We start from the raw sequence: 15,111 nt of genomic DNA on the forward strand, positions 1-15,111 counted from the left end.
ATTCATTGTGATTATCCAAACGTGAATTGTAGGATTCACCACTCCTTCAATATATTATTATACTTGCTAGAGATAACTCTAAGTCAATATCTCAATAGATATTTCTAGGACAAATACATGAATAAAATTAACTATAAATTGCTTTCTTTTATATACGATAAAAAATATTTTAATTTTAGTAAATATTAATTTTTTAGAACATAATTTATTTGTGACAGAACACAGGTTAATTGTATGAAATCATTACTTAATTCTACTGACTGTATATGAAGGGAAATTTTAGCTGCAGCCAGTAGTAGTACCACAATCCATGCAAACAAGGCAGGTACCGTTTCTTGCCATTCTGGTAGAAGAACAGTTAGGGCACACATTATCATAAACTCTTTCTAAATTACTATCTTGCTTGTCTGCTGCTTCATATTCACCAGGAGCCACTTGACAGCTGGAAAAATCATTTAGTTCTATATCAATTACTTTACTTATAAGGTCAGAAATAGATGTAACATATTTTATATAAGGATGTTTTTGAACAAAACCATAAGGCTCATATTTTTGACCTTTGAGCATTCTTGATATATCCTTAGGAGGAACGTGATACTGAAGCATAACTGAAATTGACTTAGATAGTGAATTTAGAAGCCCTGTGATAATAGTACCTTCTCTATCCGTAGTTATATATATCTCACATATTTCTCCGTTTTCATTTCTATTTACTGTAGTATATATTTTTACATCATCTATCTGTGCGGGATGAGTGGTTCCATATCTTATGCCTACAGGTTTAACACGATTAGCCTTAGAAGATGCACTTTTAGATCTTAAAAGTTTTACTTTGTCCATAAGGGCATCATAGGTCATATTTTCTAAATTTTCATCGCTGTCATCATTTAAATTTGTATTTAAAGGCTGGCTGGCTTTGGAAGAATCCCTATAGAGAGTAATTCCCTTTACTCCAAGTTCCCAGGATTTAAAAACTACAGCTTTAAAATCTTCAACAGTGGCATCCTTAGGAAGATTTACTGTTTTGGAGATGGAGCCGGAAATAAGAGGAACAATTGAAGCTACCATAAGTACGTGTCCCATAGGCTCAATATATCTTTTACCGCTGCCGCATTTATTAGCACAATCAAATATAGGCAGGTGTTCTTTTTTTAAATGAGGAGCACCTTCTATTTTGCCATCCATTAATTTTTCATATTCAAAATCCCCATCTTTAATGGTTTCTGTTTGTAGTATATAATCCATTATATCTTTTATTTCATTTTCACTATAGCCTAAATTTTTAAGAGATATTTTTATCACAGGGTTTATTATAGTCATATATCCTCCACCAGATAATTTTTTGTAGATAACATGACTGAAAAAGGGTTCTATGGAAGTAGAACCGCAGTCCATAGCAAAGGAAATAGTACCTGTTGGAGCCATTACTGAAACTTGAGCATTTCTGTATCCAAACTCTTCTCCAGATTTAACAGCATTGTCAAAGCTTTCTTTTAAAAGGTAGCTGATTTTTTCAAGACCTTCGTCGAATAATATTTTATGATTTATTTTAATTGGATTATAACTTAGATTTTCATAATCTGTATTTAATACTCCAGCTGCTCTTGCATGGTTTCTTATAACTCTTTTCATATAGATTTTATTTAGTTCATACTTTTCAAAAGCACCAACTTCAGCAGCCATTAATGAAGAAATATAATAGGAATGAGCTGTAAGTATTCCTATTAAAGAGGATGCAAGAGTTCTTGCTTTATCAGAATCATAAGGGTACCCTTTAACCATAAGCAAGGAGGCTAAATTGGAAATACCAAGTCCGGTAGTTCTAAACATATAGGTTTTTCTGGCCACATCTTCTGTAGGAAATTGTCCCCAGTGAATAGAGGCTTCCAATATGAGCTGAACCAAGCCTATTATGTGAGTATAACCTTCTAAGTCTATGGAATTATTATTAACATCATAGAATTTAAATATATTAATAGATGCAAGATTGCAGGAAGTATCATTTAAAAAAGCATATTCTCCGCAGGGATTTGTGGAATTAATCCTATTATAAGGTGCATTGTATATACCATCTTCTCCAGCAGGGCAGGTATGCCAAGCATTTAATCTGTCACCAAAAAGTGGAGCAGGATCAGCGCATTCCCAAGCAGATTTATTGAAGATATCCCATAATTTCTGTACTTTTATAGAGGAGTTTACTGAAGTATCGACTCTACCCTTTAATTCTAATGTACTTTCTGGATTTTTATCTAAATTTTTGACTTTATTCATAAATTTATCAGAAAACAATACGGAATTATTTCCATTTTGACCAGATACAGTTTCATAGGCTTCACTTTCAAAACTGGTATCATAGCCCATTTTTCCAAGGGCTCTTACTTTTTTTTCTTCTTTTGCTTTCCAGGTAATGTAATCCAATATTTCAGGATGGTCAATATTAAGACATAGCATTTTTGCAGCTCTTCTTGTAGTACCACCAGATTTTATGGCACCAGCATTTCTATCCAATCCCTTTAAAAAACTCATAAGGCCAGAAGATACACCTCCGCCAGAAAGCTTCTCCCCTTTTGCTCTTATAGTAGAAAAGTTTGTTCCAGTACCAGAGCCGCCTTTAAATAGTTTTGTTTCTGTAACATATTGATCAGATATGGAATGGGATCCTAAAAGTTTATCTTCTATGGAAATTATAAAGCAGGCTGATGCTTGAGTTCTAGTATAATTATCTTTTGATACAGCAATTTTTTTTAGTTTTTCGTCATAATAATAATTTTCTTGTTCTTTACCTTTAATTCCATAGGAAAGTGCAAGCCCCGTATTAAACCATTGAGGAGAATTAGGAGCAAACATTTGATTTAAAAAAGCATAGACTATTTCGTCATAAAAAATATTTCTTTCTTCTTCTGTTTCTATTATACCTTCGTCTTTTAAAGCTTCACACCAAAAGTTTACCAATCTGTGGGCTACCATTTTAAGACTATTTTCATAATATGGAGCTGTTTTAATTCCAGCTTTTCTAAAATATTTTGAAGCTATTATATCACAGGAATTTTGAGAATAATGTATTGGAAATTCAAGATTTTTCATATCCACTAAAACTTTATTTGTCTTATAATCTTTCATAAGTACATCTACTTTTTTCCATTTAAATAGATCGTATACAGTTTTATCTTTATGTATATCCAGTTCTTTTGTGTAAACTCTTTTAAAAATATTTTTTATACTGTTCATATATTCCTCCGTATTAAAAGATATAAATAATTAATCATATCTATATATAGTGTTTTATTTGGTGATTTATAACTACATGTTGTATATTATATGATTGTTTTAGATAAATTTCAAATATAAATAATTAATTCTATAAAAAACTAATTATTTTTATTATAATACATTATGATAATTAATGCTTAATAATTGTTATTAAATAATAAGTAATAATTTTCATTAAACTGTTGACAAATTTAAATTAATTATATAATATATAAACTATACTAAAGAAGTGTACTTTCGAAGCAAGTTCTTAATTCAGGTGGGGATTCTTTTGCACCATCTGAATTTTAGAACTGCAAGTGCATGGCTTACTTGGCGTTGAACTCCCATTTGAAGAAAAGCAGGGAACCAAAATCTTGTTTTTGATTTTGTGTGAATCGCTTTCACAGTGTGCAAGCAGACAAAACAAAATTTATTTTGTATTTGGTCGCTTTCGCAGAGTGCGTTGGAGACTTACGCCAAGTTAGTCAGGTGAAAAGTAGGTGTAAAAAATGAATATCACTCAAGAAAGTGATTATGCTATAAGAGCAGTACTTATATTATCAAAGAATAAAGAGAAAGATATCTTAGATGCAAAAACTATTTGTGAACTTGGAAGTATACCTTTAAGATTTTTATTAAAGCTTTTAAGGAAGCTTATAAAAAGTGGAATAGTTAAATCTTATAGAGGTGTAAATGGAGGATATTCTCTTGCAAAAGAGCCAATAGATATAAATTTAAAAGATATTATAGAAGCTATTGAAGGACCTATAGCTATAAACAGATGCCTATATGACAAAGATAGCTGTTCCGCAGGAAAAGGGGATAATTGTTGTATTCATGCAGCTTTATATAGAGTTCAGTCAACAATGATTAATGAACTTGAAAAAATAAATTTTGAAAATTTAAGAAAAGGTAAATGGTAAAGTTTTGGCTATAGATTTTATTTTGTAAGAGAAAGTATATCTGATTGATGCACTTTGTCAATATAAGCTTAAATTTCAATGTTTCAACTATGGTTTAAAAGGGTATAAATTGGGAAAGATTATATAAAAATAAGGGGTTATTTGTATATAATTGAAGCAAGTTCTTAATTCGGGTGGGGATTCTTTTACCCCATCTGAATTTTAGAACTGCAAATGCATGGCTTACTTGGCGTCGAACTCTCACTTGAAGAAAAGTAGATAGCCCAAATTTTAATTTGGTGCGAGGACTGTACAGAGTTGGAGACTTACGCCAAGTTAGTCAGGTGAAAATATAAAATTAAATAAAACTTATTGAGAGGAGATGACATCTTATGGAAAATAATGCAACTAAGGAAATTATGGATAAACTTACAAAGACATGTATTTGTAAGAGTATACCAAGAGCTGTTATAAAAGATACAATTAGAAATGGTGCTAAAACTGTAGAGGAAGTGCAGAAATTAACAGGAGCAGGTTCTGGTGGATGTAAAGGTAGAAGATGTACTCCAAGAATACAAATGCTTTTAGATAATAGAGAATAAAAGTTTATTTGATGATTATCTAATGTGTAGAATTTATATATACTTGTTTTAAGTGCAAAGACTTAAAGTAAGTCTTATTGATATTACTTAAGATGTCTTAGGGTATGAATTTTATAGAGTTTAAATTATTCTATGAAATTTTACGTAAGGCATCATTTTTATTTTAAGCACTTTTATAAAGCTTTACAATAAATCTTCTTTGTGATATAAAGATGATAAATTTATATTTTTATAGAAAGGTAGGAAATATTTATGATATATAATTTTAAAGAATTCAAACCTAAAATAGCAAAAGATACATTTATTGCAAAAAGTGCAGATATAATAGGAAATGTAACTATAGAAAAGAATTGCAGTGTTTGGTTTGGGGCAGTAATACGAGGCGATGTGAATGAAATATATATAGATGAAGGAAGTAATATACAAGATAATTGTGTACTTCACATAAGTAAAGAAGGTAACCCTATTAAAATTGGTAAATTTACCACTGTAGGCCATGGAGCAATACTGCATGGATGTAAAATAGGAAATAATTCACTGATTGGAATGGGATCTACCATATTAGATAACAGTGAAATTGGAGATTGTACTATTATTGGGGCAGGAAGTTTAATTACACAAAATAAAAAAATACCTGGTGGTGTTTTATGTATGGGAAGGCCTGCAAAAGTTATAAGAGAATTGACAGATGAAGAAAAAGAAAGTATAAAGTCAAACACTGAAGAATATATAGAGCTTAGTAAAATTTATTAAAATGTAAAGTATGTCTTAAAGAGGTAATATTAATTAAAATTGAAAATGTTCTCTATTATTTGTTAAAAATCGGATTTTTGGTCAAATGTGCTGAATTCTTCAATCTTCTATAGGTTGGAGATGAATAACACTTACCGATAGGCAACTAGTTGTTTATAATAATATAATATTAAAAATCTGCATAATGGATATATCCATTATGCAGATTTTTAATATTTTTAACTGTTTTTTGATTTTGCTCTTATGAAGATCTTTGCAACTTCATTGAATACTAAAGTTAATACAGAAACAAGTATAACAAAAGTCCAATCAAACAAACTTAAGTTAAATAAATTAAATAAGTTTGATAGAAAAGGTATAGTTATAACTAAATATTGAAGTAAAATACCTATAATTATAGAGCCTACTAAATATTTATTACTAAATATACCAACTTGAAATATGGATTTTCTAGGGTGTCTCATATTAAGAGAATGAAAGAGTTGTGAAACACTTAAAACTACAAAGGCCATAGTTTGAGCATGCACTCCTTCTGTTCCATATACTTTTTCTCCGTACCTGAAAGCTATTAGTGTCAGGATACCTATAAGTAATCCATTCAATATAAGAAATATGCCTGAACCATGAGAAAATAAACTTTCTTTAGTATTCCTAGGAGGATTATCCATAACATTTTCATCTCCTGGATCTACACCTAGAGAAAGGGCTGGCAATGTATCTGTAATCAAATTTACCCATAATATATGGATTGGTTTTAGCGGCGTATCCCAATTTAAAAGTATAGCAATAAATAGAGTTATAATTTCACCTAAATTACAGGAAAGAAGAAATATTATAGACTTTTTTATATTGTTAAATATATTTCTACCTTCTTTTATAGCGGATACTATAGTTGAAAAATTGTCGTCAGTGAGAATCATATCAGAAGCACCTTTTGATACATCAGTACCTGTAATACCCATGGCTACGCCTATATCAGCTATTTTTAGAGAAGGGGCATCATTAACTCCATCACCGGTCATAGATACTATGTTTCCTTTAGATTTAAAGGCTTTTACAATATTTACTTTGTGTTCTGGCGATACTCTCGCAAAAACTCTTAGAGAATCTATTTTGTTATTTAGTTCTTCCTGAGACAATTTATCTAGTTCTACTCCTGAAATAGTCTCATTCTCATTTTCAGCTATTCCAAGTTCCTTAGCTATAGCAAAGGCAGTATTTCTGTGATCTCCAGTTATCATTATAGTTTTAATACCGGAATTTTTACAAGTAGATATTGAATCTTTAACCTCTAGTCTTGGAGGATCAATCATACCAACTAAACCTATAAATATTAAATCTTTTTCAATGCTGTCAATTGGTATATCTGGAGAAGTTAATTCCTTATAAGCAGCTCCTAGTACTCTTAATGCATCATCAGACATGGTATTGGATGCCTTTATGATTTTGGCTTTCAAATCTTCTGTAAGATCTTGTATATTACCGTTGATATTTATTTTAGTGGCTATTTTAAGTAAATTGTCAGTGGCACCTTTTGTATAGACAATGTAATTTTTATCCTGCTTATTTATAGTAGACATAAGTTTCCTATCTGAATCAAAAGGTACCTCATTAACTCTTGGAGAAGAAGTTTGAAGATCTGCTTTTAGTATATTAAATTTTACACCCATTTCCAAGAGAGCAACTTCTGTAGGGTCACCAGTCTGAGATGTTTCTGTATAAGTAGCATCATTACATAGCATAAGATTTTTTAATAATAGATTGTCGTCAATATTATTAATATCTAGTTCATCAACAGCTTTTAATTCATCAGGACCAGCTGTATAGAATTTTTTTACTGTCATTTTATTTTGTGTAAGTGTACCGGTTTTATCGGAACATATTATATTTACAGCCCCTAAAGTTTCAACAGCAGGAAGCTTTCTTATAATGGCATGATTTTTTACCATTCTCTGTACCCCCATAGCAAGTACTATAGAGACAATTGCAGGAAGTCCTTCTGGTATTGCTGCCACTGCAAGACTGATAGCTGTCAGAAACATTTCAAATAAATCTCTTCCCTGAATTACAGATATTATAAAAATTAGAGTACAAATTGCTACAGCGGCAATTCCTAAAATTTTACTTAGCTCTGCCAGCTTTTTTTGAAGGGGTGTCATTTCAGTTTCAGATTCATCCAGCATTTTAGCTATTTTACCAATTTCAGTATTCATACCGGTTCCAGTAACTACGCCAATACCTCTTCCATAAGTGGCTAAAGTTGAAGCAAAAGCCATATTTTTTTGATCTCCCAGTGGGATATTACCATTGTCAAAATTCACATTAGCATCTTTGCTTGAGGGTACAGATTCACCGGTGAGGGCGGATTCCTCTATTTTTAGATTTGCACTTTCTATTAATCTTAAGTCAGCAGGAGTGAACCTTCCAGCATCTAAAATTACTATATCACCTGGAACTACTTCTTCTGAGGGAATTTCCTTTAAATCACCATCTCTTTTTACTATAGCTTTAGGTGTAGAAAGTTGCTTTAAAGCTTCCATGGCCTTCTCAGATTTAAATTCCTGAATTGTACCCACCATTCCATTTATAAGTATTACTACCAAAATTATTATGGAGTCACTTAATTCTTTCATGAAGGCAGATATTACAGCTGCTATTAACAATATAAATATCATTGGATCTTTTAGTTGAGAGATAAAAATCTGAAATAAGGTCTTTTGAGTTTTTGATGTAAGTTTGTTCTCACCATATTCCTCCAATCTTCTTTTTGATTCATCAGAAGATAGACCTTCTTTTGGGTCTACTTTTAATTCTTTGATAACTTCTTCTGTAGTTTTACCAAACCACATAATTCAAATCTCCTTTCTGTGTTTGAAATAAAAACAAATAACATTATTATCCTTTGATCAATCATCTAACTATGTAATAAAAATAAATAAAATTAATAATTCATAAATAGTATAACCTATAAGTGTAGATATAATTAAGGATTTTAAAAGAAATTAACATAGTAAAAAATACTTGGTAAATAAAAAAGACCTATGTATAACCAATATTTGCGTTACACATAAGTCTTACTATTTAATACAAAGCCAGATGAAATCATCGGATGTTGACCTTGCAGCAGATAGAACAAGATGAAATCTGCTAGTTACTCCCTTATGTTTATTAAAAACATACATAAATTATACATAAAATATTAATTTATGTCAAATAAAAAGTTGAACTTAATTTCCAATATATATTTGAATTTTATATAAATACAAATAAAATAATGCTATAATTTAAGTAACATATTTTATGGGGATGATTTAATGGAAGTTTCAAGAATTAGTAACAGAACCACTGTAGCTCATGAAAGAAAAAAAATAGATCTTAAAAAAGATTTTTCTCAAAGCTTTAATTTTGCAAGAGACAGAAGAAATGAAGAGGAAATGAAACAACTTCTAGATGATATAAAAAAAAGAGGAAACAGGCTTGTAATAAGTAAATGCTATGGAGATGTTAAGGCATATAAAAATTTAATTAAAGAATATTTACAGAGTGTTTTAAATCATATGTATAAACTCAAAAATGAGACTAGCTTTTGGCAAACTCAGTATTATATAACCGTAGAAGTAATAGATAATAAATTAGAAGAAATAACAAAATCTGTTTTAGGAGAAGAAAAGGGTAAGCTGGATATAGCGGCTACTATTGATGAGATTCAAGGACTTATTGTGGATATTTATAGGTAAAAGGAGAAAAGTGCAAAGCTTTTCCCCTTTTGATATTTGTTCTTTGGACTTTATACTTTGCTTTTTAATTCGTCTTTTCTAACTATTATTCCTTAATTTCATCTATCCACACATTAAAGCTGGCATCAGAAGGCATTCTCCAGTCTCCTCTTGGAGATAAGCTTACAGTTCCTACCTTTGGCCCATCGGGTACAGCAGAACGTTTAAATTGCTGTGTAAAGAATCTTGTAAGAAATTTTTTTAGCCATTTTTTTATAGTTTTTTCATCATAGACATCTTTAAAGGCGATATTTGACAGATATAGTATTTTTTCGGGAGAAGCTCCTTGTCTGATAAAATAGTATAAAAAGAAGTCATGAAGTTCGTAAGGTCCAACTAAATCCTCAGTTTTTTGTGATATATTACCTTCTTTATCTTTAGGTAGAAGTTCCGGACTTACTGGTGTATTCAATATATCCAGTAATATTTCAGAAGTAGCTTTGTCAACTTCTTTTTCTGCTACATATTTAACCAGATATCTTACTAAAGTTTTAGGTATAGAACAATTTACCGAATACATAGACATATGATCACCATTGTAAGTACACCAGCCAAGGGCAAGTTCTGATAAATCTCCAGTTCCAATTAGAAGACCAGCTTCTTTATTGGCAATGTCCATCAATATTTGAGTTCTTTCCCTTGCCTGAACATTTTCATAGGTCACATCATGATTTTCCACAGGATGACCTATGTCTTTAAAGTGTAGCAGACATGCGTCAACTATATTTATTTCTCTAAGATCTGTATTAGAATTCTTACATAAGTTAATGGCATTGCCATAGGTTCTATCAGTGGTACCAAAGCCTGGCATAGTTATAGTAAGTATATTTTTCCTTGGCAATTTAAGCATATCGAAAGTTTTTATAACTACTAATAGTGCTAAAGTGGAATCAAGACCGCCAGATATACCTATAACGGCTTTTTTTAGACCTGTATGTTCTATTCTCTTTGCAAGAGCAGCAGTTTGTATATTGAATATTTCTTTGCATCTAATGTGACGCAGGGATTCGTTAGCAGGTACAAAAGGATATTTATCAATAGGTCTATTGAATTCTCCAAGACTTATATCCGTATATTTAAAATCAATGATTTTAGGAGTAAAAGTGCAAAGTTTAACACTATCACGAAAACTTACATTTTTTATTCTATCCATGTTAAGTTTATCTAAATCTATTATGGAAGTTATAACTTCATTTTCTCTTTGAAATCTTTCATTGGATTTAAGTATTGACCCATTTTCACTTATTATAAGATCTCCACTGAAGAGTAAATCTGTAGATGACTCATATACTCCACTGGAAGAATATATGTAGGCAGACATACATCGTGCACTTTGATTGGAAACTAGAGATCTTCTGTAATCGGCCTTGCTTACTACTTCATTTGAGGCAGAAAGATTTCCAATTACATTGGCTCCTAAAAGACTTAAATAGGAACTAGGGGGAATTGTAACCCAAAGATCTTCACAAATTTCAATTCCAAGTTGCAGCTTGTTCGAACTGAAAATTAGGTTTGTTCCAAAAGGTATGTCTGATTGAAAAGGTAAATCTATGGATTTATCTATGATACCTAAACCTTCAGTAAACCATCTCTTTTCATAAAATTCTGTATAGTTAGGTATATAGCTCTTAGGCACAATACCTAGTATCTTTCCATTAAATATTACAAAGGCACAATTATATGTACAATATCTATAAATTAATATGGAACCAACTACTATCAATATATCCTTTTCATAAGAGAAGGAACAAAGTTCCTCTATAGCATTATAGGATTTATCGATAAGTTGCTGCTGATAAAATAAATCACTGCAGGTATAAGAAGTTATAGATAATTCAGGAAATATTATAACTTTTGAATGGTCTTCTAGAGCTTTCATTATGCATATTTTTATATTTTCTATATTGAAATCTATATCTGATACTTTAGTTTTTGGGCAAGCAGATGATACTTTTATAAAAGAATTTACCATTATTTTCACTCCATTTCCATAGTAAAATATGTTAATATATTTATGTCATATATAATAGATTAACATATTGTATATTTTATATTCAATATAATAAAATTAATTTCTCTAGCATTACTATAAAGTGATTTATTTTTATTATAAGGTTGAAATATTTTGTGGAATAAATATATATAAATGTAAAAAAATTTAACAATTATGTTATAGTAAGTTGAGGCAAGTTCTTAATTCAGGTGGGGATTCTTTTACCCCATCTGAATTTTAGAACCGGAAATGCATGGCTTACTTGGCGTCGAACTCCCACTTGAAGAAAAGCAGAGAACCAAAATCTTTTTTTTGATTTTGTGTGAGGGCTGTACAGAGTGCGTGGGAGACTTACGCCAAGTTAGTCAGGTTAAATCTAAGTAAATGGTAGAAATTTGACGCTACGGAGAGTGTTTATAGTTAAATATCGGCATAACCATTAAAAGAGGTTAATGATACTATATAAAAAGCATTTATAAAACTTTATTTAATTATATTTATACTGTATTATAATATTATGAAGATTATTATGATTTTTAAAATTTTATAAATATATATTTATGTATTATATTATAGATAAATATATATTTATAAAATTAAATAAAGCTTCTTTAAAATATATTTTTATTAAGGGGGGGGATTTCATTGAAGGGAATATTGGTACTTTGGATAATTGTAGCAATGGGTTGCTTAGTGCTTGATTTTGTTACTGCAGGCTTTCTATTTGTATGGTTTACAATTGGGGGAATAGCAGCCATAATTGCACTGGCTTTAGGATATTCTTTTAGTGTACAGGTAATTGCATTTATTCTGTTTACAGGAATATCTTTTATTGCAGGATATCCTATGGCTAAAAAGTTTTTAAAAAAGACTATTCCAAAGACACCTACTATGGAAGAAAATTTTATAGGCAGAATTATTACTGCAGATAAAGATATTAAAGAAAGAGAAAGAATAAAGCTTGACGGAATATATTGGACTGTGGAAAATAAAGGACCCTATATATTGAAAAATGAAAAATTTAAAATTATAGGTTTAGATGGAAATAAACTTATTGTTAAAAAAGAAGAAGGAGATGGTTTATAATGGCTTTTATAGCAGTAATAATTATAATTATTCTTGTTGTAGCTATTTTATTGAGTTCACTTAAGGTTGTTACTACAGGATATTTATTTATAGTTGAAAGATTGGGGCAATATCACAGAACGCTACAGCCAGGATGGAATTTTGTAATACCTTTTGTGGATTTTGTAAGGGGAAAGGTTTCAACTAAACAGCAGATACTTGATATAGAGCCTCAGAGTGTTATTACTAAAGATAATGTTAAAATTTCTATTGATAATGTTATATTCTTCAAGGTTATGGAGGCAAGAGATGCTATCTACAATATTGAAAATTTCAGATCAGGTATTATATATTCTACAATTACAAATATGAGAAACATAGTGGGAGATATGACATTAGATGAAGTCTTATCAGGAAGAGATAGAATAAATTCTAAATTATTAGAAGTAGTAGATGAAATAACTGATGCTTATGGAATAAAGATACTTTCAGTAGAAATAAAAAATATTATACCACCGGTAGAAATTCAACAAGCTATGGAAAAACAAATGAGAGCAGAAAGAGATAAAAGAGCAGTCATATTGGAAGCAGAGGGTAGAAGACAAAGCGATATTTCTATTGCAGAAGGAGAAAAACAATCAAAAATTCTTCAGGCAGAGGCTGCAAAAGAAGCTGAAATAAGAAAAGCAGAAGGACTTAAGCAAAGTCAGGAATTGGAAGCAGAAGGTAAAGCAAGAGCTATTGAAATAGTTGCTAGTGCACAGTCAGAGGCTATACTAAAGGTCAATAAAGCAATATTAGAATCTGGAACCAATGAAACTGTAATAGCATTAAAACAAGTTGAGGCGTTACAGGAAATGGCTAAAAATCCTGCTAATAAACTTATACTTCCAAATGAGACCTTATCATCTCTTGGCAGTATAGCTGCAGTTGGAGAATTATTGAAAAATAATAAATAGTATAATTTAAATATTAATAGAGTGATGTACTAAGGATTAAAATTTTAGTGCATCACTCTATTTTAATATGACTTAGTATAATTAGTTTATATTTATCTATGTAACTTGTATTTTTGTTTATTATTTGGATAAATAGAAAAAAATATAAATTATTTATTTACCTATGTAAATGTTTATAGTATTATAATATCAATAAGTATTATAGTTATTTAAAACTTGAACGTTTTAGGTAGAAACATGATTAAAAAAATTCTGCTAAATTTTTTAATAAAATTAAGTGGAAAAAAACTCTAAAACCGTAAAAGTTTAAAGATGAAAATACAAGAATGAAAGGAGAAGCTTCTCATCAAAATATCCAAGACAATCAATGTAATATTAAAATTTTTAGTGGATAGTTTTGACTATATATTGAGCGGCATAAAGTTAATTATGATAGTAAAACCACGGTTTAGGGATTTTATATGTGTTACTGCACATGCAGAGGGATGCAGGAGAAATGTGTTAGAGCAAATAAAGTATATTGAGAAGTTTAAATTGAGGAATAAATTTAAAAGAGTACTTGTAATTGGAGCCTCTACCGGTTATGGATTATCTTCCAGAATAGTTTCCACTTTCGGTTGTAGGGCCCATACTATTGGAATAATATTTGAAAAAAATGCATCTAGAAATAAAACAGCTACTGCAGGATGGTATAATACTGCAGCTTTTGAACAGGCAGCTCTAGATAAAGGTTACTATTCAAAGACTATTAATGGAGATGCTTTTTCTAAGGAGATTAAAGATAAAACTGTAGAATTAATAAAAAAAGATTTTGGGAAGTTAGATTTGGTTATATACAGCATATCCGCACCTAGAAGAAGAGATCCTTTTTCAGGTGAAATTTATTATTCGGCTTTAAAGCCCATAGGGAATGTTTATAAAAATAAAACTGTTAATTTTCATACTTTTGAAGTATCAAATATAGAAATTGAGCCTGCTAATCAAGATGAGATAGATGGAACCATAAAAGTAATGGGTGGACAAGATTGGGAACTCTGGATTGACAGATTAATGGAGGAGAACTTGTTGGAGAAAGGAGCTAATACTATTGCCTATTCTTATATAGGCCCTGAAATTACTCATCCTATATATAGACATGGAACCATTGGTAAGGCTAAAGAGGATTTAGAAGATACTTCTTTAAGGATTGACTATAAATTGAAAGCTGTGGATGGAAAAGCATTTATTTCAATAAACAAAGCTTTAGTTACTCAATCAAGTTCTGCCATACCAGTAGTGCCATTATATATTTCTGTTCTAGATAAAGTTGTGAAAGAAAAAAATATACAAGAAGACTCTATTGAACAGATATACAGATTATTTTCAAAAATAAGTAATGAAAACCTGAATTTAGATGAAAAAAATAGAATAAGATTAGATGATAGAGAAATGAGAAAAGATGTCCAAGATGAAGTAAAATATATATGGGATAGAATAACTACAGAAAATATATTGGAATTGACTAATATAAAAGAATTCAGAGAAGATTTTTTTAAGTTATTTGGATTTGGGTATAAAGATATTGATTATGAAAAAGATATTGATATTTCTGTAAATATAGAAAATATTATATTGTAATTATTATAGTTATTATTCATAAAAATTCATTAATAGATATATATTTTTTTATGAATTTATTTATACAAATATTATTTACTTGTAAAGGAATTTATAAAGATTTATTATTGTATTATAGATAGGTAAGATACAAAATATAAATATAATTTATATTTATATTTGTTATTATTAAGGGGATTCAAGATAATTAAA

The 15,111-nt window shown here is 29.9% G+C and carries 10 protein-coding genes; 7 read left to right on the plus strand and 3 right to left on the minus strand.

Features of this window, described 5'->3' with window-relative positions; genetic code table 11:
* Positions 1-279: 279 nt before the first annotated feature.
* The gene (locus CLPA_RS07770; protein WP_003443452.1) at positions 280-3,228 is read right to left on the minus strand and encodes a vitamin B12-dependent ribonucleotide reductase; all 2,949 of its coding nucleotides are present in this window, start codon (positions 3,226-3,228) and stop codon (positions 280-282) included.
* A gap of 533 nt (positions 3,229-3,761) precedes the next feature.
* Between CLPA_RS07770 and CLPA_RS07775 the strand changes: the two genes are divergently transcribed.
* The 3 genes from CLPA_RS07775 (at position 3,762) to CLPA_RS07785 (ending at position 5,509) form a co-directional block, all read left to right on the plus strand.
* Positions 3,762-4,175: an Rrf2 family transcriptional regulator gene (locus CLPA_RS07775; RefSeq protein WP_003443453.1), complete on the plus strand. Its 414-nt coding sequence runs from the start codon at positions 3,762-3,764 to the stop codon at positions 4,173-4,175.
* A 371-nt stretch (positions 4,176-4,546) separates the two neighbouring features.
* The gene (locus CLPA_RS07780; RefSeq protein ID WP_003443454.1) at positions 4,547-4,756 is read left to right on the plus strand and encodes a (2Fe-2S)-binding protein; all 210 of its coding nucleotides are present in this window, start codon (positions 4,547-4,549) and stop codon (positions 4,754-4,756) included.
* A gap of 252 nt (positions 4,757-5,008) precedes the next feature.
* Positions 5,009-5,509, plus strand: a complete 501-nt coding sequence (locus tag CLPA_RS07785; protein WP_003443455.1) for a gamma carbonic anhydrase family protein — start codon at positions 5,009-5,011, stop codon at positions 5,507-5,509.
* A 218-nt stretch (positions 5,510-5,727) separates the two neighbouring features.
* On the opposite strand, the gene CLPA_RS07790 is transcribed toward CLPA_RS07785, so the two are convergent.
* Positions 5,728-8,358 carry a calcium-transporting P-type ATPase, PMR1-type gene (locus tag CLPA_RS07790; protein WP_003443456.1) on the minus strand — a complete coding sequence of 877 codons (2,631 nt, stop codon included), beginning with the start codon at positions 8,356-8,358 and terminating at the stop codon, positions 5,728-5,730.
* Positions 8,359-8,823: 465 nt separating this feature from the next.
* Between CLPA_RS07790 and CLPA_RS07795 the strand changes: the two genes are divergently transcribed.
* On the plus strand, positions 8,824-9,246 hold the full coding sequence (locus CLPA_RS07795; RefSeq protein WP_003443458.1) for a YaaR family protein: 423 nt from the start codon (positions 8,824-8,826) through the stop codon (positions 9,244-9,246).
* Positions 9,247-9,331: 85 nt separating this feature from the next.
* On the opposite strand, the gene CLPA_RS07800 is transcribed toward CLPA_RS07795, so the two are convergent.
* Positions 9,332-11,257 carry an NAD(+) synthase gene (locus tag CLPA_RS07800; protein WP_003443459.1) on the minus strand — a complete coding sequence of 642 codons (1,926 nt, stop codon included), beginning with the start codon at positions 11,255-11,257 and terminating at the stop codon, positions 9,332-9,334.
* 666 nt (positions 11,258-11,923) lie between these two features.
* Between CLPA_RS07800 and CLPA_RS07805 the strand changes: the two genes are divergently transcribed.
* The 3 genes from CLPA_RS07805 to fabV all read left to right on the plus strand — a co-directional run bounded on the left by CLPA_RS07805 (position 11,924) and on the right by fabV (position 14,919).
* Positions 11,924-12,364, plus strand: coding sequence for an NfeD family protein (locus tag CLPA_RS07805; protein ID WP_003443460.1), 441 nt, complete (start codon positions 11,924-11,926; stop codon positions 12,362-12,364).
* The gene (locus tag CLPA_RS07810; RefSeq protein WP_003443461.1) at positions 12,364-13,302 is read left to right on the plus strand and encodes an SPFH domain-containing protein; all 939 of its coding nucleotides are present in this window, start codon (positions 12,364-12,366) and stop codon (positions 13,300-13,302) included. The genes CLPA_RS07805 and CLPA_RS07810 overlap by 1 nt, the downstream gene beginning before the upstream one ends.
* A 429-nt stretch (positions 13,303-13,731) precedes the next feature.
* Complete coding sequence (gene fabV / locus CLPA_RS07815) at positions 13,732-14,919, plus strand: enoyl-ACP reductase FabV (RefSeq protein WP_003443462.1); 1,188 nt, start codon at positions 13,732-13,734, stop codon at positions 14,917-14,919.
* The last annotated feature ends 192 nt before the right edge of the window (positions 14,920-15,111 follow it).

It is taken from the genome of Clostridium pasteurianum DSM 525 = ATCC 6013 (genome assembly GCF_000807255.1).
GTDB lineage: Bacteria > Bacillota > Clostridia > Clostridiales > Clostridiaceae > Clostridium_I > Clostridium_I pasteurianum.

Bases quoted from the DNA above. Each gene is read 5' to 3' on its own strand.
- CLPA_RS07770 (WP_003443452.1), bottom strand. From the start codon at position 3,228: ATGAACAGTATAAAAAATATTTTTAAAAGAGTTTACACAAAAGAACTG.
- CLPA_RS07775 (WP_003443453.1), top strand. From the start codon at position 3,762: ATGAATATCACTCAAGAAAGTGATTATGCTATAAGAGCAGTACTTATA.
- CLPA_RS07780 (WP_003443454.1), top strand. From the start codon at position 4,547: ATGGAAAATAATGCAACTAAGGAAATTATGGATAAACTTACAAAGACA.
- CLPA_RS07785 (WP_003443455.1), top strand. From the start codon at position 5,009: ATGATATATAATTTTAAAGAATTCAAACCTAAAATAGCAAAAGATACA.
- CLPA_RS07790 (WP_003443456.1), bottom strand. From the start codon at position 8,358: ATGTGGTTTGGTAAAACTACAGAAGAAGTTATCAAAGAATTAAAAGTA.
- CLPA_RS07795 (WP_003443458.1), top strand. From the start codon at position 8,824: ATGGAAGTTTCAAGAATTAGTAACAGAACCACTGTAGCTCATGAAAGA.
- CLPA_RS07800 (WP_003443459.1), bottom strand. From the start codon at position 11,257: ATGGTAAATTCTTTTATAAAAGTATCATCTGCTTGCCCAAAAACTAAA.
- CLPA_RS07810 (WP_003443461.1), top strand. From the start codon at position 12,364: ATGGCTTTTATAGCAGTAATAATTATAATTATTCTTGTTGTAGCTATT.
- fabV (WP_003443462.1), top strand. From the start codon at position 13,732: ATGATAGTAAAACCACGGTTTAGGGATTTTATATGTGTTACTGCACAT.